This window comes from Candidatus Cloacimonas sp. (assembly GCA_039680785.1).
Taxonomy (GTDB): domain Bacteria; phylum Cloacimonadota; class Cloacimonadia; order Cloacimonadales; family Cloacimonadaceae; genus Cloacimonas.
In genome coordinates this window covers 1-21,981 of sequence record JBDKSF010000032.1, presented here as the reverse complement: position 1 = coordinate 21,981, position 21,981 = coordinate 1, and the positions used below count along the sequence as shown (strand labels likewise).

The following is a 21,981-nucleotide window of genomic DNA, read 5'->3' as shown; positions in this document are numbered from 1 at the left end:
AATGGTTTTTATCCTTAATTATGAGGTGTTAATATAGTTCCCCTCCCCCCTATTTTCCCGGGGGAACTATCATAAATTTCTATATTGTAATAAATAACGGCAAGACAATCTCGCCCATAATCACCGTGAAAATAACTATGCATCAAATTTACATATTGACAGGCATTCTTTTCATAGCTGCTTAAATTGGGGTCATTGGGATGGATGATGCGGGCAATTTGCTTAATCTTGAAAGTGGGAATATCCAGAAAAACAGTAACGCAAGCAGGATTGGTCATCTGATTTAAAAAGGTCTGCGTAGTAAATTCGGGGGTGGAATATAGTTCCAGAGAAATGAGACGATCGGGGGCAAAAATATCCTCCGCATTGGTATAAAGTGAATCTAAAATTTTCAGCTTTGTATTCAGGTCTTCATTGATAGTTGCCTTTAGCAGGTCTGTAATTTCGCTAAGTTTTTCCGCTTTCGGTAAAAAACCCATACCTTTAACAGCATTATTGAGCTTAAACTTACTATCCTGTCTGGCTGTTCCGTAAGTTGCCACAATGCCATTATGGGGTCCGGATAAAGGTGGAGTGCGAGTTGCTTGCGGTCCTTTTTCACTCATTTCTTGAATAATATTTAGATATTCCAGCCGTTTTTCTTTGTTCCATTGCCAAAATGCAGTCGGAAAACTAACTAAGCTATATTCTTGCCATTTGCCATCCACTTTGGCTTGTAACCTATTTGCGTTTTCCGCTGGGGGCTTAACGGTTTTTTGCACACAGTAATTATCCTGCCAAAAATTCATCGCCTTATCCTCTTTTGCAGATAGGAGAAACCCACTGCCGATAATTAATAGAACAATAAATAATGCTTCTTTCTTCATCTTCCTTTCCTTTTGCTAATGTTTCCTAAAAACACGCTGCCTCGTTTATATTAGATATAATAACTCATCTTGAGATAAAAAGCAAATAACATAATAAGAAACAAGCCCTCGATTCGAATCCACACATCCTTTTAAAATTAAAAAACTTGACAAGGATTGACAAGATGAAAACAATACAAGTGGTCGTTAGATATTATATAGAGTGTAGAACTGAGGATAATTGGAATGTCCTCAAATAACCTTTGAAACAATGAGTTGGATTTTGCGCCAACATTTGGAACTCAGTTTTAAAAAAGTCAGATGTATAAAGAACAAATCAGGTAGAAAGAATGATGAAAAAGTATTGGTTTTGCCTATTCTATCTATTGCTTATGATTGTCCCATTGCTGGGAATACCTTTTGAGCAAACAGAGGAATACACCCAAAAGCAAGCAATTTTAAACGAACGGGCGGCAAGATTCAAAGCCGAAACAGGTTTTGAGGGAGATATCGGTTATAATTATCAGTATATGACCTTCTCCAACATATTCGGAAATTTTAGAGACATAGTTATAACAGCACCCCAAGATACCGTTTATATGAGCCAGGTCTTTGATCGGGTTTTTGCCAAAGTAAAGCCCTATATATCTGCACAAGAAGGGCAGCTGTTCAAAGGAAAGACATCAAGCAACACTTACATAACAAGAGTCAGATATCAACAAATTGTGAATGGCTATCCAGTATTTGGAGCTGGGTCACTTAAAATAAGCTATAATTACCAAGTAAAACAACTCAGTATCAATAACTCAACAGTGTGTATACCAGATGATTATATTATGCCAATACTTACAAACGAGGATGCAATCAAAATCTACGCTAACGCTGTACCTGAGGATGAACTGCTAAATCTCTTCTCGAACAGATCCCCTAAGTTTGAACTCGGTTATTGCAACATCAATGAATATAAGCTCGATATAGATCCTGAATATCGTTTGTGTTGGGTAGGTGGCTCTGAAAGAAAGCTGGTTATTGATGCAGTTTCAGGAGAAGTATATGTTAACGAAATGGCTGTCGTACATGACATTACTGTTAATGTAAATGGAACAGCTTATTAGATTCAGACAACAACGGTAACCTGGAAGCATCAAACAGAGCTTTTTTTGATACCAGAGTATTTCTATAATATTCTCATGAAAAATCAACACCATCGAATCAGTTAATAATAGATAAGGCCTATTCAGACAGGGGGTCTTAATTTTACACCCCAGGTAATCAGTGCCTGGGTATCCAACCTTCAAGATGGACAAATCAACCTATCACATTATCAATAAATATGATATGGCATTGTTAGGGAATTTGTTGGGACTTGGACATTTGAAGTTTTCAGTGAAGGTCTATATCTGAAAACTTTTGCTTGACAGCGCTATTCATTTTTATTTAATGAGATTTATTAAAATTTAGAGGCAGGAAGGAAGTTAGCGCTATGGAACTAATTACAGAACCACTCAAGTTTCCCTCTGATTGCAATATTATTCTGGGTCAAAGTCATTTTATTAAGACCGTGGAAGATTTATATGAAGCACTTGTTACCAGCGTTCCCAATATTAAATTCGGTTTGGCATTTTGTGAATCCTCAGGCCCTTGCTTAATTCGTAAAGAAGGCAATGATAATGAGCTGATAGAAATTGCTGCGGAAAATATGTTTCGTTTAGGCGCAGGTCACAGCTTTTTGATTATTTTGCAAAATGCTTTCCCTATTAATGTCCTACCGGCAATTAAACGCTGCCAGGAAGTAGTTAATATTTTTTGTGCCACAGCCAATCCGGTGGAAGTAATTTTAGCTAAAACAAAACAAGGAAGCGGAATATTGGGCGTAATAGATGGTTCTTCGCCCAAAGGAATTGAACTGGATACAGATGTGGCTCATCGGAAAAAATTTTTGCTGGATATAGGATATAAACGCTAAACTAATGATTCGAACTTTTATTGCACTGGAGCTTCCGAACCAATTGAAAAAGGAGCTGGAAAATATAATTACGCACTATGCAAGAGTTACCTCTGTTGGCGTAAATTGGGTGAAGCCGGAAAATCTACATCTCACTTTGCTTTTTATTGGTGATGTTCAACCCGCTCAGCTTGCTGAAATTGAAGAAGCGCTAACCAAGCAACTAATTGATTTTCCCGCTTTCAATTTTACGCCTGAGGGCTTGGAATTTTTCCCTGCCATCAATCCCCATCTCTTATGGCTGAAACTTTCCAGCCCCAATAATGATATTTTCAAGCTAAACAGACACATTGGCAGAGAACTATCCGCACAAGGAATTTTATCCGATAACAAAGCCATAAAACTACATATCACGCTGGCTCGCTTAAAAATAAACTTAGCGCCGGAACTGGAAAGAGAAATAATGAGCCAAAATATTATACGGACTCCTCTCTTATTTGATACCGTGTGCCTGTATAAAAGTCAACTAATGCCGGAAGGACCCAAATATACTATACTAAATAAACATAATTTATTATCAGCCGGAGGTTAAATGCTGGATAAAAACAAAGATGCCGCCTTGAAAACGGCAATTTCGCAACTGGAAAAAAAATACGGAGTGGGAACTCTGATGCGCTTGGGAGATAAACCCCATCAGGTAGTGGATGTAATTCCAACGGGAGCACTAAATCTGGATATTGCTTTAGGAATTGGAGGCATCCCAAAAGGGAGAATAACGGAAATATATGGAGCTGAAGCATCAGGTAAAACTACCCTTGCTTTGCATATAGCTTCTGAATGTCAAATACAGGGTGGAACGGTGGCTTTCATTGATGTGGAACATGCGCTTGATCCGGCTTATGCCAAACGCTTAGGGGTGGAAATTGACAACCTTTTGCTGTCTCAACCCGATGGAGGTGAACAGGCATTGGAAATAACGGAAACTTTGGTGCGCAGTTCTGCGGTGGATTTAATTATCATAGATTCCGTAGCCGCTTTGGTTCCCAAACAGGAAATTGAAGGTGAAATGGGAGATAGCCATGTGGGCTTACAAGCACGACTTATGAGCCAGGCATTGCGAAAATTGACTGCCATCGTTTCCAAAAGCAATACTGCCGTAATTTTCATCAATCAAACCCGGATGAAGATTGGAGCAACACCCTATATGAATCCGGAAACTACAACCGGTGGAGTAGCCCTAAAATTCTATTCTTCCGTGCGTCTGGAGGTGAGGCATATAGGTCAGATAAAAGATGTGGGCTCAGATACTCAAGTAATTGGAACCCGCACCAGAGTTAAAGTAGTTAAAAACAAATTTGCCCCTCCGTTTAAAACAGTGGAATTTCCGATTATTTTCGGACAAGGAATATCCAAACTGGATATCATTCTGGATATGGCAGTGCAACAGGATATCATTAAAAAAAGCGGTTCTTGGTTCTCTTATCAAGACCTCAAACTTGCCCAAGGTGCGGATAAAACCAAACTCTATTTAACGGAAAATCCCCAACTGCTGAATGAAATTGAAACCAAACTGAGGGAAAAAATAAAACCGGAAGATTTTACTCCTCCTGCAGAAGAAAATGATTCTCAAGATAACGAAGAAAGCTGAAAACGATAAAAAAAACCTAATCTATATTGACAATCAAATCAGGGGGATTCTTCCCGATAGAATCCTCCTGCCTCTTTACCCTGTTCCATATTCAGGAGAAATTAACGCTGACCAAGCAAAAGATTTGATCTTGTTGCTTGAACATCAAGCACGACAGCAACTGCTGAAATATTTGAATGATAGAGAACACAGTTCGCTCGAATGCCGTCAATTTCTAAGCTGTAAAATGTATCCTATCACTATAATTGAACCCCTGCTGGAAGAATTCTGCGCCAAAAAGTACATCGATGACGGCAGATATGTAGAAATCTTGATTAGTTCACTTATCTCCCGCAAAAAAAGCAAACGGGAAATAATGCAGAAGTTAAAAGAAACCCGCCTGCCATCTGAACTTTGGGAAGAGGCATTGAACAAACTATACAACCCGGAAGAAGCCCTGGAAAATCTAACCCATCAAATTATCAAACTGCGTCTCCGTTATCGGGAATTGCCCGAAAGCAAACAAAAAGAAAAAGTGTTCGCTTCTCTCTATAGAAAAGGGTTTAATTTGGATGATATCCATACTGCCTGGGAGGTAACCAAAAAATGAGCTAATTTCCAACGCTACTCTCGTAAATTTTAGATAATTAGGAATCATAATTGCTTAACAAAAAGACGGTAAATTGAGTGTTTTTTTACTCTATTTTGATGTTATAGTGTGTTTTATTTAAAACCGGCTGTAAACAATGTGTTTATGCCGATGGTGAGGTAAAAAAAATAATATGGTATATCCATAAAGGAGTATCCAATGAAACACCATATTTTCTTAGCCATAATATTCTTGTTGCTAACAGGAGGAATGCTTTCCGCTCAAACCCTGGTAAGCATCGGAAATGGAGCCACAGTTAATACTACAACTGGAGTTCCTACACCTTATGGAACATATTACAAGAATTTCCATCAGCAGTTTTTAATACTGGCATCTGAACTTAATGACGCTGGTGGAGGAGCTGGCAATATCACATCTATTGCCTTTAATGTAAGTGTGCTAAATACTTGTAGTCCAATGCCGAACTACACTATCAAGCTAAAACAAACTACTCAAACAACCTTTACTACTACTTTTGAGGTAGGGGACTATACTACCGTTTGGAGTGCACCGGAATTTATGCCGGTAGTGGGTTGGAATATTCATACTTTCACTACCCCTTATAACTGGGATGGTTCTTCCAACCTTATTGTAGATATTATTACCACTCTAATTCCCGGAAATTATACTCAAAATGCCTCTTGCTTCTATTCCACCACTACTTTCAACAGTTCTCTTCGCTATCAAAGTGATAGTACAGATGCTTCTACATCCCTTACTGGAACTGTATCTACTAACCGCTCCAATATACAATTTGTTATGGCTCCTCTTATAGTAACCAATCCTCCCAATCCGGCAATGTTGATTTCTCCTGCCAATGGAGCCACCCTTGTTAATCCTGATGTAAATTTAAATTGGAATAGCGGTGGAGGCGCTCCCTCAGGGTTTAAACTCTCTTTGGGAACCAATAATCCGCCTACCAACATATTGAACAATCAAGATTTGGGTTTGGTTACCACTTACAATCCCCCTCAGGATTTTGATCTTAACACTACCTACTATTGGAAAGTAACTCCTTATAACGCTATAGGAGATGCAGTAAATTGTCCCGTGTGGAGTTTTACTACTCACCCGGCACCAATTGTAACTCAACTTCCCTATCTGCAAAACTTCGATATCTCAGTTATTCCTCCCGTTTTACCTTATGACTGGACAAGCATCGTGCAGGCATCCGTAACTACTGCCTATGTAGATACTTATGTTTCTACAACTTATGCTCATAGCCAACCAAACTGTGTCCGTCTTTATAATTCTACGGATGCCAATGCTACGGTTATGTTGGTAGCTCCGGTTATTGGAGATGCTCTTGATCCTCATTCGGTCAGAATTAAATTTTGGGCTCGTTCCAGTAGCGCCGGCTATCCTCTTTCCGTAGGGGTCTTAACTAATCAAACCGATCCAACCACTTATCAGGAAGTGCAAAATATAGCTCTTACCGCTACCTTAGCTGAATATGTGGTTGATTTGACTACTTACACAGGAACCGGACGCTATATTGCTTTCAAACATGGACTGGGTGGAACAAGCCGCACTTTGTATCTGGATGATATCAGCTTGGAATTAATTGCTCCTAACGATTTGGCTGCCCTTTCTATAACCGGAAATGTTACTCCCAGCGTAGGCAACGCTTCGAACTATACAGTAACAGTTAAAAATTGGGGAACTGCCACCCAAACTAACTACACAGTTAAGCTAATGAGCGGTAATACAGAATTGGCAAGCGTTCCCGGACAATCAATTACTCCTGGATCTACTATGTCTGTAGTTGTAACCTGGACGCCTACTGCGGAAGGACCGATGAGCATTTATGGAAAAGTTGTCCTTACCGGTGATGTAAATTCTGTTAACGATAATTCACCCGTTTTGAATATTTCCGTTATGCCTCCAGGAGCCACTGTAGTAACTATTGGAGAGGGTAATCTTGCTGAGGGCGTGCCCTGGGAATTTTTCTACAAAAACAGCTTGTTCCAAACCCTGTATTACCAGGATGAACTTGGAGTAATGGGGAATATAACCGCGATTACTTTCTACAATAACTTTGTCACCAATTTAACTGATAAACCTGTTAAACTGTGGCTCGGAACAACTGATTTGGCTGATCTTAGTGCGGGCTGGATTTTGAATGGTTTAACTTTGGTTTATGATGGCACCCTTAACTTTCCCAGCGGAGAAAATACCATTGTAGTTCCACTGCAAACACCTTATCTCTATACAGGTGGTAACCTGGTTCTCTATGCAAATAGACCTATGGATACACAGTATTTTAGCAGCAGTGATAATTTCAGAGCTCAGACAATTGGCACTACCCGTGCTCGTAAACTTATGTCAGATACAGTTACTTACGATCCTTTGAACCCTTCTGCCACCGGAACCCTTTCCGGAACATTTCCAATGACCTCATTTACTTTTGTGGTAACGGGAATGGGTTCTTTAAGCGGAACTGTTACCAGTGGCGGTTCGCCTGTTGCCGATGTGTTGATTCAAGTGAGCAATGCCAATTATAATTACACTCGCATTACCTCTGCAACGGGACAATACACTTTTGCGTATTTACCGATTGGAACATATACCGTTACTGCTTCTAAGCTGGGTTATGAAACGCAGACAGTGAATGTAACCATTATGGAAAACCAAAATACAGTGCAGAACATCAGCTTGGTATCTTCCAGCACGGTATCCGTTAGTGGACATATTGTCGGTAGCGATCAACCCACAATAGGCATCGCCAATGCTAATATATTTTTGGATGGGCCTCTAAATTATGAAGGAACTTCCAATGCCAATGGTGATTTTACCATCACCGGTGTCCTTTCGGGAAATACCTATAACTATACTATTCAGGCAATTGGTTATGCGGATTTGACGGGAACCGTGGTAGTTGGCTCCACTAATGTAAATATGGGCACTTTGGTTATGAGCGAATTAGCCCTACCTCCAGTTAATATTTTAGCCACGGAAAATACAGCTCAAACGCAAATTACGCTCACTTGGAGTCCTCCCGGTTCAACCGGAACCGGAGCTGGTTCGGAAGATTTTGAAATTGACAATGGCGGCTGGGTTTCCAGTGGTTTCGGTGACTGGCAATGGGGTCAATATAATGTTACTGCTTACACAGATATAGACACTTATGTGGATACACCTCCTGCCTCTGCACATTCCGGAACTGGGATGTGGGGAACTGTTTTAGAGGGAGGTTATTCTAATTGTGGTGCCTGGTCTTATTTGCGCAAAACTTTTGACTTCTCCACTGTTTCCAATCCTGTCTTAAGTTTTTGGCACTATATGAACGGTTACAATACTTATGATTATGGATTAATAAAGGTGAACGGCAATACAGTATGGGGAAATAGTTCTTCTGCTGTCTTTATGCCTTGGCAGGAACTTACTATAGATCTTTCCGCTTATGCTAATATGAATAGTGTAGAGATAAGTTTTGAATGGTTTGCTACATCTACGGTCTCTTATGCTGGATGGTATATTGATGATCTCTATGTTGGACATTCTATGAACAAAACGGTGAATTATGCCTATAAGCCAATACCAGAAAAAGAACATTTGCTTTCCGAAGAAGAAGAGGCCTTGTTACATTCTAAACAGTATGTTCAGGATAACCGTTACTTTACTTCCAAATCTTCAAAAGAGATAAACTCGAATCGCTCTTTAAACGGCTACAAGGTCTGGCGATTGATTTCAGGTAACGAAACTAATGAAAATAGCTGGACTTTGCTTACTACCAATACAATTACCGATACAACCTTCATTGATACCTCCTGGGGCTCTTTACCGGATGGAAATTATCGCTGGGCTGTGAAAGGTGTTTATACCAATAACTTACTTGGTCCTGTGGGCTTTTCCAATCGGATACTTATAATGAGAAATGACCTTGCCGCCAATACAATTAGCGGCTCTACTACACCTTCCGTGGGAACTGCTTTCAGCTACACAATCGGTATCGAAAATGTAGGAACTCAAGCAAAGCCGGCCGGCAGTTACTCAGTAAAACTAATGAGTGGAGATACAGAACTGGCAAGCGTTCCCGGTCCTACTATCGCAGCGGGTGAAGAACTTGCTGTTACTGTTTCCTGGACTCCCACAACTGAAGGTCCAATGAGCTTAACTGGAAAAGTGGTACTTACTGCCGATACCAATTCTGATAATAATACTACCTCTCCTTTCAATGTCTTGGTAATGCCCTCAGGTGTTTTAGCAGTAACAATTGGTGATGGTAGTCAGCTGGACGGGATACCTTGGGATTTTTATTACAAAAACAGTTTATTTCAAACCCTTTACTATCCTGATGAGATAGGTTTATTTGGCAACATAACCGCTCTGTCCTTCTACAATAATTTTACTACAAATTTAACCGATAAACCGATAAAAATCTGGATGGGAACAACCAATTTGCAGGATCTTTCTGCGGGCTGGATTTTGGATGGTTTAACTTTGGTTTATGACGGAAATCTAAATTTCCCCAACGGTCAAAATACTATTACTGTCCAATTGCAAACACCCTATCTATATACAGGTGGCAATTTACTCCTTTATGCCAATCGCCCTATGGATACTCAATACTTTAGCTCCAGCGATGACTTTTTGGCTCAAACGATTGGCAATAATAGAGCGCGTAAGCTTGTTTCTGATACGGTTACCTACGATCCAATGAATCCTTCAGCTGTGGGAACGCTTTCCGGAAAATTCCCCAAAACAACTCTCTTTTTCTCCTCCCCGGGAGCAGATCCTATCTTCAGTGTAGGTCCTTCTTCTCACAACTGGGGTACTGTTTTAATTAATTCCGTAAATAATCAAAACTTTACGGTTGGAAATGCAGGTGGCGGAACTCTTACAATCAATAACATCACTATTAGCGGGAGTGAAATGTTTTCTTTGCAGAATTTACCAACTCTACCTGCAAATCTTGCCTTTTGTGAGGCCATCAATTTCACTGCCAGATACAATCCTACCGCTGTTGGCAATCATACAGCCACGATTACCATCACTGATAATTTAGCCACTACTTATACCATTACCTTAAATTCCGGTAGAACAGATAGAAGAGAACGCATACCACACACTGTATCACTTTCTGGAAACTGCATTGATACCACCTTGAATACTTTACCTTATACCCAAAACTTCGATCAGGTTACAGTTCCTATTCTACCGGTTGATTGGATGAAGATAGTGCAATCAACTTCCACTTCAGCTGTAGTGGAAACTTATGCTTCCACTACTTATGCTCACAGCCAGCCCAATTGTGTGCGTTTGTATAATCCTTCGGATGCCAATGCTACATTGATGTTGATCGCTCCTCCTCTGGGAAACGCTATTCCCACCAATACTACGCGAGTAAAATTTTGGGCACGCAGCTCCACTGCTGGTTATCCTATCTCTATCGGAGTAATGGTAAATCCTACTGATCCTACCACTTATTTGGAAACAGAATCAATATCTTTAACTACTACTTTAACGGAATATGTAGTTGCCTTCAATGCTTATACGGGAGCAGGAAAACATATCGTTTTCAAACATGGTTTGGGAGGAACCGGTCGCTCACTTTATATGGATGATGTTATGATAGAAATAATTCCTACCAATGATCTTGCGGCAACTGCTATCTCAGGTAATGTAACTCCTTCTGTAGGTCAAGAATCGCAGTATAATATTTCAGTCCATAACTGGGGAACTGCTTCTCAAAACACTTATACAGTTAAGCTGTTTTCTGCGGCTGGAATTGAACTGGCGTCTGCGACAGGAATAACTTGTGCCCCAGGAGCTACAGTTGAAGTTCCGGTTACCTGGACTCCTACAACTGATGGAGCAATGACCATTTACGGTAAAGTAGTTTTGGCTGGAGATCAGAATAATTTGAATGACCAAACACCCAACTTAAATATTCTGGTAAATCCTTCCGGGGTCTTTATGATCACGATTGGAGCTGGAGATCAAACAGCGCGTATGCCGGTAGATATGTTTTATAAAAACAGCATCTATGAAGGGCTATACTATCCTGCCGAAATGGGTAACTTTATGGGTCAGATAACCGGCATTCAGTTCTATAATAATTTTATTACCAATCTACCAAATATGCCTACTAAGGTCTGGATCGGAACCACTACTTTAACTTCGTTGTCTGATGCCTGGATTCCAATTTCAGGGTTGACACTTGTTTTTGACGGAACGATAAACTACCCTTCAGGAAGTAATATCATTACTATTCCGTTCACTGCTCCTTATCTGTATCTGAATGGAGAAAACCTGGTTATCTTTGTCCAGCGTCCGATGGATACCCAATATTACAGCTCCACCGATTATTTTCAGGCACAAACGGATGCAACGAATACAGGAAGATCAAGACGAATTCAGAGTGATTCCACTACTTATGATCCCAATAATCTACCCACCACTGGAACTATTTCCGGTCAATTCCCCAAGACCACTTTAATAGTAATTCCGGGTGGAGTTGGTCATTTGGACGGAACAGTTATTACCTCTGCTGATACTCCTTTAGAAGGAGTAGCTGTAAATATTACCAATTCCACTTACAGCACGGTTACAGATGCTACGGGTCATTATCACATAGCTAATATCCTACCTGATGATTATACAGTGGAATTCAGTAAATATGGATACATCAGCCAAAGCGTCAATATTACCATTGAAGAAGATGAAACCGAAATCCTGAATGTAACAATGCAACCAATGCCTACGGTTTCTGTTACTGGAACTATTTTAGCCAGTGATACCGGAGCAGGAATTGCCGGTGCCTCAATACATCTGGTTGGTTATCAAAATTATAATACAACCAGCACCGCTGCCGGAACCTTCAGTTTTCCAGCTGTTTATGCTAATCAGGAATATGAATATACAATTATCGCTGCTGGTTACACTACCGCCACCGGAACCATCAATGTAGGTTCCACAAACTACAATATGGGGTCCATCACTCTTGGCGAAGTTGCCTATGCTCCTTTTGGTGTAGTTGCTGCCTTCAATAATACTTTTACGGCAATTGAACTAAGCTGGCAGGCCCCCGATCCTACAGCGGTAGATGTTATTGAGGGATTTGAAGGAAGCGTGTTTCCACCTGCGCAGTGGACTCAAATTATCAACAACACAGGCACTGAAGTCATTCCAGGAATTTTACCTACTTGGTGCAGATTCGGAACTGTAAATCCAAGCGGAACTCCTGTTGTTCCTCCGCAAGGAAATTATCAGGCAGGTCTTTGGTGGTCATATAATCATCAGGATGAATGGCTGATTACCAACGCTTTCAATTGTCCGCCCAGTGCCCATTTATCGATAGATGCTTACATTTATCGTGGTTCCACTTATGGTGATCACTATAATATTAAGGTCTCTACCGATAATGGCACCAATTGGTCTCTTTTGTATGATGCCTCAACAGCAACCGGGGGCTGGAATTATTATACATCTCCTATCCATATAGATATGGAACAGTATGGCGGACAGCAAATTAAAATCGCTTTTCAGGCAGATGATCCACCTACAAATGGAGGACTTTGGTATTGCTGGTTTATCGATAACCTCTATATTGGCAATGCGGTTGAAACTATTCGTTTTGCTGGCTCGGAACTAATTTCAGCTCCTTCCCGGGCATCTTTACAGACAGCTCCGCCCGAAATCATTGCCGCTCCAAATCCTGTGCGGACTACCATCAACCGCTTCCCAGAAGTGAGCAGTGTCATTAAGGATAAAACAACCACTCGTGTCCGCTCTGAAAGATCTCTTCAAGGTTATCGAGTGTGGCGTCTGATTAGTGGAAATGAAACCAATCCTCAAAGCTGGACTCCCCTTAGTAACCAATTGCTAACTTCTCTGGAAACAGTTGATTCTTCTTGGACTGCGCTTCCAAACGGTATTTACCGCTGGGCGGTTAAAGCCGTTTACACTGCTAATGTTACTTCCGTTGCCTCTTTCTCCAATACTATGACTAAAGAAACCCAGATGGGCAATATCGTCGGTTATGTTCGTAAACAAAATAATCAGCCCATCGCGGGAGCAACTGTAAGCGCCAGCGGAGTTTCGGCTACCACCAATTCCGCAGGTGCCTATTTTCTGCCTCTGGCAATCGGAACTTACGATGTAACGGCTTCTGCAGCAGGTTATCTACCGCGCACCATTAGCGGAGTAATTGTTTTGCCCAATCAGAATACTACGGAGAATTTTGTCCTTAGTCCGGTGGCAAACGAGGATGAATATCTACCTGCAACCGTTACCGAACTGCAAGGAAACTTTCCCAATCCTTTCAATCCGGAAACCACCATTACTTATTCCATTAAGGATAGATGCCAAGTGCGTCTGGAGGTTTATAACCTTAAAGGTCAGCTGGTTAGAACCCTGGTAAAGGCAGAAAAGCCAAATGGAAACTATAAAGTTGTCTTTAATGCCAAAGATGATAAGGGCAGTCCGCTTGCTTCCGGTATCTATTTTTACCGCCTGCAAGCAGGAAAATATGTTTCCACGCATAAAATGCTGCTGATGGAATAGGATCACAAGAATGTAAAATAACTAAAAAATTAAAAAGGGCGAAACACTGTTTCGCCCTTTCTTTATAATTTTGTTCCTCTGCCTCGAAAACAGGAAGCCATAAGCATAATAATGAGGATTTTAGAAGAATATTTAGCCACAGAAGTCACCGAAATCACCGAAAAAAATATCCTCTCACAGATTACACGGATTACACAGATATAGTTTTAGAAACAAGGATTTTAGGATATAGAGGATTTCTAATTCAAGTTCCGCTAGGAACGATACATACTAACGAAGGGTTTTAACCCGGCGACAAAAAGAACAAATAAAAAAAGTCCCAGCGGGACGACAGATTTGAGTTCTATAAACAAGGATTTAAGGATTGAGTTGTGTAGACGGAGGACGCCGTTCCTCCGCATTTTTTTCTAGCCACCGAAAATAGTTCACGCAGATATATAAACAACTTTAGGTTAGAAGGCATCGCTATCTTTAATATACATCCTTTTAGGTAGAATTTTTTTGTTCATTTCTTTCTCCTTAATTTTAGTCCGCTATTTTCAGGACACCTCACAAACAACCCATCCTCCTCTCCTCTTCATCTGCTCCTCCTCTCCTCCTTTTCCCATGGTTAAGAAGGAGTTTAGATAGGGTGGATGAGGAGTTGTATCTGGACTACCTGTAAGAGAAAGTAAGGGTTAGATTAAAACTATATTTATATGTTGTTAATAGTTATGGTGTTAGGAAATCTCTATGACTTCGGATTATTGATCTTAGTGTGCTTTTTATTTTGATGATAAATCCATTATATATTGGAGGTGATAGTATCTAAAAGGTTGATTAGAAATTGGGAAAGAAAATTGGAGATGTGCAACAGTTTGTGTATAATTTAATCCTAAAATCCTTAAATCCTTGTTTCGAAAACTAAAATCTGCCGTCCCGCTGGGACTTTTTTTATTCGTTCTTCTTATCGCCGGGTTAAAACCCGTCGTTAGTATGTATCGTTCCTAGCGGAACTTTAAATTAGAAATCCTCTTAATCCTAAAATCCTTAAATCCTCGTTTCTTAAATCTAATCCTTAAATCCTCGTTTCTAAAACTTAATCCTAAAATTCTTGTTTCGAAAACTCAAATCTAAAATCCCACAGAATCCTTTTCGACCAAAGCTCTCTGACTCCTGCTATCATAATCCTGTTCATCCCCTAATTATTGTTATCTTTTACTTGACATTTAAAACGCTAACAAATTTATTGCCATAAAGACAGGGGTGCTGGAAAATATTCCGGCTGAGATTATACCCTTCGAACCTGATCCGGATAATACCGGCGCGAGGAAGATGACATTATAGACCACTCATTTAGCCATCGAAGGATAAAGCTCATACATACAACCCCTTAAAAAAATTAAACAAGGGGAAAAAATGGAAGCTCAAATTTCCAAAGCCATTACCAACAGCTGGTTTACCAAGCTGCAAAATCATCTCGTCAGTGATGTAATTATTGTGGGAGGAGGTCCTTCGGGTCTTGTTTGTGCCGCGAAACTTGCCTCGCAAAACATCAAAACCACCCTCATTGAAAAAGACCTTGCTCCCGGAGGAGGTATGTGGGGCGGAGCGATGTTTTTTAATCAAATCGTTTTCCATAAAGATTCGCTTCCGCTTTTAGAGCGTTTGGCAATTTCCTATAGCTATTCTGGCAACGACTTATATGTTTGCGATGCCGTGGAAGCAACTTCCTCTCTAATTTACAATGCCACTCATAAAGGAGCGGGCATTTTTACCGGTATTTGTATGGAAGATGTTCTGGTAAAAGATAATCGGGTTTCAGGTGTGGTGATAAACTGGGCTACAGTGCAAAAAGAAAAGCTGCATATAGACCCTCTTTCTTTATCCGCCCAAGCCATTTTGGATGCAACTGGGCATCCTTGTGAAGTAGTTAGTGTTTTATGCCGCAAAAACACTATCCACTTGAATTTGCCCTCTGATACCATTCCTTATGAAAAGTCCTTAAATGCCGAAGCAGGCGAAAAATCCTGTTTGGAATTTACGCAAGAGGTCTATCCTGGTCTTTTTGTTTCCGGTATGGCTGCTTGTGGAGTTAGCGGCAGTAATAGAATGGGTCCTATTTTTACCAGTATGTTGCTTTCCGGAATGAAAGTAGCGGATTTGATTCTGCAATCGCTAAACCGGGAGCATTAACAGTGGATAACTTCGGCTTATATATCGTTATGACTAATCCGCTTTTGGGGTATGAAACATTCACCGAGATATGTGTTCAGGAAGAAGTCCCGCTGCTGCAGATTCGCGATAAACATCTTTCCGATAGAGAGTTGCTGAATCTTGGCAAAAGTTTGAAAGCTATCACCGAGGGCTCTAAAACCAGGTTCATAGTTGATGACCGACCGGATATCTGTCTTTTGACAAAAGCAGATGGCTTACATTTAGGGCAGGATGATCTTCCCTGGAAAGAGGTTTTACCTTTTTTGCCCAACAACACTCTTTTAGGTGTTTCTACGCATAATTTAAAGCAGGCAAAAGAATTAATGGAAAGCATCACTGCCCAAACAAACCTAAAAAAGCCGGATTATTTCAGTTTTGGCCCCATCTATCCAACCGTTGCCAAAGAAAAACCTGATCCCGCTACTGGGGTTGAGGATTTAAAAACTGTTCTGAATTTATCTCCTATACCGGTAGTGGCGATTGGAGGGTTATTTCCTGAAAATCTGCCTAATGTTTTAGCCGTTGGAGCCCAAAATCTGGCTTTTATCAGGCATTTTACTCTTTCCCAAGAGACAGCGGAATTAAAAGCCAAAATTAGAGCAATGAAATCATTATTAAAGGAGGCACAAAAATGACCCAATTACAACAAGCAACCAAAGGCATAGCCACTTCCGAAATATTAACCGCAGCCAAAGAGGAACATATTGAAGCTGATATCCTTATGCAGCTTATCAAAGAAGGCAAAGTGGTTATCCCTCATAACCAAAACCGCAAGGCGATACCTACTGCCATCGGAAGTAAAATGACCACCAAAATAAATGCCAATATCGGAACTTCGGAACTTTGCTGTGAGCCAGATACCGAACTTGCCAAACTGCAACTGTGTAAAAAATATCAAGCTCATAGCGTTATGGACCTTTCCACGGGTGGCAATTTAGATAATATCCGCATAAAAATGTTGGAAGCAACAGACCTGATTTTGGGAACGGTACCTCTTTATGCCGTAGCTACAGAATTACAAAGAACTGATAAAGATATCACTGCTTTTGAACCCGAAATGCTCTTTGCCGAAATAGAAAAACAGGCAGAACAGGGAGTGGATTTTATGACCGTGCACGCAGGTATTAACCAATGGTCACTTCAGGCACATCAAAAAGAAAATCGGTTAACGGGAATTGTAAGCCGAGGAGGTGCTTTGTTGAAACGCTGGATGCTACATACAGGAAAAGAAAATCCGCTTTATGAACAGTTTGATCGCCTGCTAAACATTTGCCTGAAACACGATGTAACTTTAAGTTTGGGAGATGGCTTCAGACCCGGAGCAATTGGTGATGCCACCGATTGCACCCAAATATCTGAATTGCTTGTGCTGAGCGAACTGGTTAAAAGAGCCCGCCTAAAAGGAGTGCAAGTTATGGTGGAAGGACCGGGGCATATACCGCTTCCGGAAATTGAAGCTAATGTTTTGCTGGAAAAGAAATTATGCGATGCAGCTCCTTTTTATGTGTTGGGTCCTCTGCCAACTGATTTTGCTTGTGGTTATGATCATATCACAGGAGCCATTGGAGGTGCCATGGCTGCCTCCTTGGGAGCCGATTTTTTATGTTATGTGACCCCCTCCGAGCATCTTTGTCTGCCCAATCTGGAAGATGTTCAACAGGGCATTATCGCTTCTCGCCTGGCAGCCCATATTGCAGATATTGCCAAAGGAAATGCTAACGCCAGAGAAATTGATGATATTATCGCCAAAGCCAGAAGGGAAATGGATTGGGAAACCATATTCCGTTATAGCATTGATCCCGAGTTGGCAAGAAAACGCAAAAGCGAGACCTCCAGTGAGGTTCAAGATCAATGCAGTATGTGCGGAAAACTATGTGCCATAAAAACGGATAAGCAGTCATAAACAATGCAATTACGAACCAATCTGGCATTTATTGAACCCAGAGATCCTACCTTCCATACGGGTTTGGAACTGGACTATATAATGACTTTGGGCTTGGGGTTTGCTCCTGTTTTTTGTTGTAGCGGATTAACCATTCAAAGCGAAAAAGGAGTGGAAGAAATCATTCCCTTAAATATCCAGAACTTTGAAGCCGGTATTCGCAAAATAGCGCTTTCTGATAAAGTTCAATATTGCAAAATAGGTGCTTTATGCAGCGTTGAACAGGTTAATCTTCTGGCAAACACTCTGTCCCGAAAACCAAAGCGTAAAATTATTGTGGATCCGGTTTTTGCTCCAACCAAAGGGAAGGCATTTTTGACTGAATCAGCCCTGCCTGAATTTCTGCAACTGCTGAATCTGGTTGATTTTATCACTCCTAATTTGCCTGAACTATCCTTGTTAACAGGAAAAGATACAACTGATTTTGAGACGGCGATTGAGGTAGGAAAAGAACTTAGCCAAAAAACTGGAGTAACTGTTTTGCTTACTGGAGGGCACGGCAAAACAGATAATATTCAAGAAGCTATGATAAAAAAAAAGGAAGTAACTATTTTCCATTTTCCGCGTCGTAAATGGAAATATACGCACGGAACGGGTTGTGTGTTTTCCACCTTTTTTACTTGTTCTTTGGCTCTGGGAAAAGATCCGATTGAAGCATTTACCGAGGCATCTAACTTTGTGCGTGCACTTTTTGATGCCTATAATGCCAAAATTTATCCGCAAGATCAGGGAATAGGAGTGCAAAGTTCGTAGTTCAAAGTGCAGGGGTTCAAAGTTCAAAGTTCAAAGTTCAAAGTTCAAAGTTCTTAGTTATTTCTTCGGTGCCTTCGGTAACCTCGGTGCCTTCGGTGGCTAAAATTAAATCTGCACAATCTAAATTCCGTGCCTTCGGTAACCTCGGTGCCTTCGGTGGCTAAAAACAATTTCATATAACCCGCTAAAGGTCTATTCTGGTTTTTTAGAAAATCTATTGACATAGCATAACTTATAGATTTAATGGAATTGGATGTGATTATGCCTTGGATACATAATAGCTGGAAAGAGAGAGAGGAATTATAACACAATGATTACAAAGGACTTTGCCGATCAATTGATGGCAATAGAGAAAAAGATATTTGAGGGAAAGGAACTATTTGATGATTACGCATTTAACCTTGCTAAGATCAAAGAACGCATTAATATGGTCTCCATACCTGATGCCGAATATGAGTTTTTCTTGGAAATAAAGCGTAGTAAAAAATTCCTTTTAAAGCTGACTTTACATTTTCAGAATACTGATGGCCAGTTACCCTTATTGCGCATTGATTATAGTGGAACGCATAAAAACCCAGAAATAGCAAATGATTATGTCCCCAATCGCTTTCTGCAATATTCAGGTCAAATTTTCGAAGCGGATATTCCTCATATCCATTATTTTGTGCAGACCTATGGTTTAGATTGGGCTATCCCTCTCTCAGATGATGATTTTCCGGTTAAGAAAATTAATTCAAATGAGGATATAAAAAATTCCATCCTGTCTATTTCCAAGTTAATTAACCTTCAATCAAACCTAACTATTACATATCAAGATGAGGTATTCTAATGAATCCGATTGAATCATTAGTGGATGAATTTTACAAATTTCTCCGACAAAAGACCATAATGGATTTGGATAAGGTTACCAATTGGACAAGAATAACCACTCCTTTTGTGGGCTTATTCAATGATTCTATAGAAATTTATGCAAAAAAGGATAAAGGAAATATTCTCCTATCTGATGACGGAGAAACCATTCATAATCTGGAATTACACGGTGTATCTATATTCCGTTCACCTAAGCGGAAAGACATTTTAGAGAATATCTTACTAAATTATGGAGTTACATTATCCCGAGAAGGTGAATTAACCGTTGAAGCAAATGAAAAGAACTTCCCCCAAAAGAAACTGAATCTACTTTCAGCGATTTCAGAAACAAACGATCTTTATGTCCTTTCAAAACAGATAGTAGCGTCGGTGTTTAAAGAAGATGTGCAAACATATTTTAAAGAACTTGATCTCATTTACACTCCTAATTTCATCTCCAAAGGAACTACAGGGCTTGAATTCACTTTTGATTATCAAATTGCCTACAAAAAAACCGAGATTGTGATAAAGACATTTAATACAGTAAATAAGCTTAACCTACCCCAATTTTTGTTTACCTGGAGCGATATACAACCAATGCGTGAACTTCAATCTGGTAAAAAAGTTATTGGCTTGGCGATAATCAATGATACAGAACGAGAAGTAAAATCAGAATACCTTGATGCATTACGAAACAAGAAAACGGAATATATCCTTTGGAGTGATCGCTATTTGTCAGAAAATATAAACAAATTAAAAGTGGTTAATGAATGAAAATAGCACATTATTATAGACAATAGGGTTCAAAGTTCAAAGTTCAAAGTTCTTAGTTCAAAGTTCAAAGTTCGTAGTTCAAAGTGCAGGGGTTCAAAGTTCAAAGTTCTTAGTTCAAAGTTCAAAGTTCTTTCTTCGGTGCCTTCGGTAACCTCGGTGCTTTCGGTGGCTAAAAACAAATCTGCACAATCTAAATTCCGTGCCTTCGGTAAACTCGGTGCCTTCGGTGGCTAAAAAACCAATCTGCGTCGAGCCAAATATTCTTCCTTGACAGCCAAACCCATTCTAAAATAATGGCTTGAATTATACAAAGAAGGTGGTGATTTATTTGCCTACAGTAGTAGCGAAGGAAAATGAAAGCTTCGATATCTTATTAAAACGCTTTAAGAAAAAATGCGAAAAGGCAGCTATTCTTTCAGAGATAAAAAAGAATCAGGCATACGAAAAGCCCAGCGTTAGAAAAAAACGCGAAGAAAATACTTCCCGGCGTAAAATTTTGAAGATGCAGCGCCGGATGCAACGCTATTTAAAGTAAGGTTCCTGTAAGCCAAAGGAACAAATTTATTCACAAAACTTCAGCAACAGGGACTTTTGCTCCCTGTTAGCTTTTTTTAGCGGAGAAAAGAATGGGAATTATTGACTGGATCATTCTTGCTGCTCTGGTTATATTCACTTTTTGGGGCTGGCGAAAAGGTCTGCTGGCAAATATAATTCAACTTTGCGGGTATATACTCACTTTCTTCTTGGTTGGGCACTATTATCCGCTGGTGGCACGCAATTTGATTATTAATTTTCACTTTGCCAAATGGCTGGCAACGGTTATTTCCGTGATCTTGATCGTAGTTTTGATTATTGTAATTGCCAGAATAGTTATCTACATACTGAACAAGTTCTTAAAGGCATTGAGGATGTCATCTTTGAACCGCGGGTTAGGAGCTGTTTTAGGAGCGATCAATGGTTTGCTGGTAGTGATCATTTTTATGGTTGTTCTGGATTTTATGCCCAAGGTCTCCACTCCGCTCAAAGATGGTGAAAAACATCGCGTTTATGCAGGTGTGAATCTAATGAAAGAAGAAATTTTTACTAAACTGAATTTAACCGAAAGGAAGAACCTGATCAAGCTACCCAAGCTCCCCTTCCAAGCAGAAAAGGAAGCTGAAGAGAAATGATAAAAAGTGGAAAGGTGGAAAGGTGGAAAAGTGGAAAAGTGGAAAAGTGGAAGGGTGGAAAAGTGGAAAAGTGGAAAGGTGGAAAAGTGGAAGGGTGGAAAAGTGAAAAAGTGGAAAGGTGGAAAAGTGAAAAGGTGGAAAAGTGGAAAAGTGGAAAAGTGGAAAAGTGAAAAAGTGGAAAGGTGGAAAAGTGAAACCAGCCAATAAATATAGGTGCAATTGTAATGTAGGAGCTACTTGTGCTTCTCTTAAATATTCATTTGCCTGTCACTTATTTAGGCATATTGAATTCATAACCTCAAAAACACAAATAAGTTATCTACCTTTATAGCTAATGCCTTACCATAATTCTGATCTGGAATTTGAGACCCTAATTTCGCAGCTAAGTTCTCACTGTCAGAGTGCCTTGGGAAAATCCCAATGCTCAAATTTACAGCCACTTGCAGATTTAGCCGCAATCAAAAAATCTCAAACGCTGATTTCTGAAATTCAGGAGCAGCTCTTGCAGGGAGTGGATTATGATTTCAGCGGTTTAACCAATCTGGTTCCGTTATTTGAAGATAGTCGCAATTCGCTTTTCGGTTTTGAAGAATTTGCTGCCGTTTATGCCAATAACCTCATTTCGGAACAAATTCTTTCCCATCCGGAAATTTGGGATGACTATCCAGAGACAGCTAAATATATCAAGAAATTAACCTCTTTTGCTTCTCTCAATGCCCGATTT

The 21,981-nt window shown here is 40.1% G+C and carries 19 protein-coding genes and 1 riboswitch; of the genes, 17 read left to right on the top strand and 2 right to left on the bottom strand.

From position 1 onward, the window contains the following. Positions 1-14: 14 nt before the first annotated feature. Entirely contained in the window at positions 15-866 is an 852-nt protein-coding gene (locus ABFC98_01895; GenBank protein ID MEN6444780.1) for a hypothetical protein, read from the bottom strand. Positions 867-1,195: 329 nt separating this feature from the next. On the opposite strand from ABFC98_01895, the gene ABFC98_01890 reads away from it, so the two are divergent. The 12 genes from ABFC98_01890 to ABFC98_01835 all read left to right on the top strand — a co-directional run bounded on the left by ABFC98_01890 (position 1,196) and on the right by ABFC98_01835 (position 20,088). Then, on the top strand, positions 1,196-1,960 hold the full coding sequence (locus ABFC98_01890) for a hypothetical protein (GenBank protein ID MEN6444779.1): 765 nt from the start codon (positions 1,196-1,198) through the stop codon (positions 1,958-1,960). Between the two features lie 368 nt (positions 1,961-2,328). Further along, positions 2,329-2,811: an adenosine-specific kinase gene (locus ABFC98_01885; GenBank protein MEN6444778.1), complete on the top strand. Its 483-nt coding sequence runs from the start codon at positions 2,329-2,331 to the stop codon at positions 2,809-2,811. A 4-nt stretch (positions 2,812-2,815) separates the two neighbouring features. Next, positions 2,816-3,382, top strand: a complete 567-nt coding sequence (gene thpR, locus ABFC98_01880) for an RNA 2',3'-cyclic phosphodiesterase (GenBank protein MEN6444777.1) — start codon at positions 2,816-2,818, stop codon at positions 3,380-3,382. After that, positions 3,383-4,438 carry a recombinase RecA gene (gene recA, locus ABFC98_01875; protein MEN6444776.1) on the top strand — a complete coding sequence of 352 codons (1,056 nt, stop codon included), beginning with the start codon at positions 3,383-3,385 and terminating at the stop codon, positions 4,436-4,438. After that, entirely contained in the window at positions 4,410-5,027 is a 618-nt protein-coding gene (locus tag ABFC98_01870) for a regulatory protein RecX (GenBank protein ID MEN6444775.1), read from the top strand. The genes recA and ABFC98_01870 overlap by 29 nt, the downstream gene beginning before the upstream one ends. Before the next feature lie 198 nt (positions 5,028-5,225). Then, positions 5,226-13,574, top strand: a complete 8,349-nt coding sequence (locus ABFC98_01865) for a carboxypeptidase regulatory-like domain-containing protein (GenBank protein ID MEN6444774.1) — start codon at positions 5,226-5,228, stop codon at positions 13,572-13,574. Positions 13,575-14,805: 1,231 nt separating this feature from the next. After that, positions 14,806-14,904: riboswitch (TPP riboswitch) on the top strand. 68 nt (positions 14,905-14,972) lie between these two features. Further along, positions 14,973-15,749, top strand: a complete 777-nt coding sequence (locus ABFC98_01860; protein ID MEN6444773.1) for a sulfide-dependent adenosine diphosphate thiazole synthase — start codon at positions 14,973-14,975, stop codon at positions 15,747-15,749. 2 nt (positions 15,750-15,751) lie between these two features. Further along, positions 15,752-16,405 carry a thiamine phosphate synthase gene (locus tag ABFC98_01855; GenBank protein ID MEN6444772.1) on the top strand — a complete coding sequence of 218 codons (654 nt, stop codon included), beginning with the start codon at positions 15,752-15,754 and terminating at the stop codon, positions 16,403-16,405. Next, positions 16,402-17,673 carry a phosphomethylpyrimidine synthase ThiC gene (gene thiC, locus ABFC98_01850; protein ID MEN6444771.1) on the top strand — a complete coding sequence of 424 codons (1,272 nt, stop codon included), beginning with the start codon at positions 16,402-16,404 and terminating at the stop codon, positions 17,671-17,673. Before ABFC98_01855 ends, thiC begins: the two co-directional genes overlap by 4 nt. Positions 17,674-17,676: 3 nt before the next feature. Then, positions 17,677-18,465 carry a PfkB family carbohydrate kinase gene (locus ABFC98_01845; GenBank protein ID MEN6444770.1) on the top strand — a complete coding sequence of 263 codons (789 nt, stop codon included), beginning with the start codon at positions 17,677-17,679 and terminating at the stop codon, positions 18,463-18,465. A gap of 310 nt (positions 18,466-18,775) precedes the next feature. Beyond that, positions 18,776-19,294 (top strand): hypothetical protein, encoded by a 519-nt coding sequence (locus tag ABFC98_01840; protein MEN6444769.1) that lies wholly within the window; start codon positions 18,776-18,778, stop codon positions 19,292-19,294. Further along, complete coding sequence (locus ABFC98_01835) at positions 19,294-20,088, top strand: DUF1828 domain-containing protein (GenBank protein MEN6444768.1); 795 nt, start codon at positions 19,294-19,296, stop codon at positions 20,086-20,088. The genes ABFC98_01840 and ABFC98_01835 overlap by 1 nt, the downstream gene beginning before the upstream one ends. A 29-nt stretch (positions 20,089-20,117) precedes the next feature. Here the strand turns inward: ABFC98_01835 and ABFC98_01830 are convergent, their stop codons facing one another. Further along, on the bottom strand, positions 20,118-20,267 hold the full coding sequence (locus tag ABFC98_01830) for a hypothetical protein (GenBank protein ID MEN6444767.1): 150 nt from the start codon (positions 20,265-20,267) through the stop codon (positions 20,118-20,120). Between the two features lie 149 nt (positions 20,268-20,416). Between ABFC98_01830 and rpsU the strand changes: the two genes are divergently transcribed. The 5 genes from rpsU to ABFC98_01805 form a co-directional block, all read left to right on the top strand. After that, positions 20,417-20,623 (top strand): 30S ribosomal protein S21, encoded by a 207-nt coding sequence (gene rpsU / locus ABFC98_01825; protein MEN6444766.1) that lies wholly within the window; start codon positions 20,417-20,419, stop codon positions 20,621-20,623. A gap of 91 nt (positions 20,624-20,714) precedes the next feature. Further along, the gene (locus ABFC98_01820) at positions 20,715-21,257 is read left to right on the top strand and encodes a CvpA family protein (protein ID MEN6444765.1); all 543 of its coding nucleotides are present in this window, start codon (positions 20,715-20,717) and stop codon (positions 21,255-21,257) included. After that, positions 21,254-21,427 carry a hypothetical protein gene (locus tag ABFC98_01815; protein MEN6444764.1) on the top strand — a complete coding sequence of 58 codons (174 nt, stop codon included), beginning with the start codon at positions 21,254-21,256 and terminating at the stop codon, positions 21,425-21,427. The genes ABFC98_01820 and ABFC98_01815 overlap by 4 nt, the downstream gene beginning before the upstream one ends. Further along, positions 21,400-21,588 carry a hypothetical protein gene (locus tag ABFC98_01810; GenBank protein MEN6444763.1) on the top strand — a complete coding sequence of 63 codons (189 nt, stop codon included), beginning with the start codon at positions 21,400-21,402 and terminating at the stop codon, positions 21,586-21,588. The genes ABFC98_01815 and ABFC98_01810 overlap by 28 nt, the downstream gene beginning before the upstream one ends. A gap of 3 nt (positions 21,589-21,591) precedes the next feature. Further along, positions 21,592-21,981, top strand: a 390-nt coding sequence (locus ABFC98_01805; protein ID MEN6444762.1) for a hypothetical protein, incomplete at its 3' end; no start/stop codon positions are given.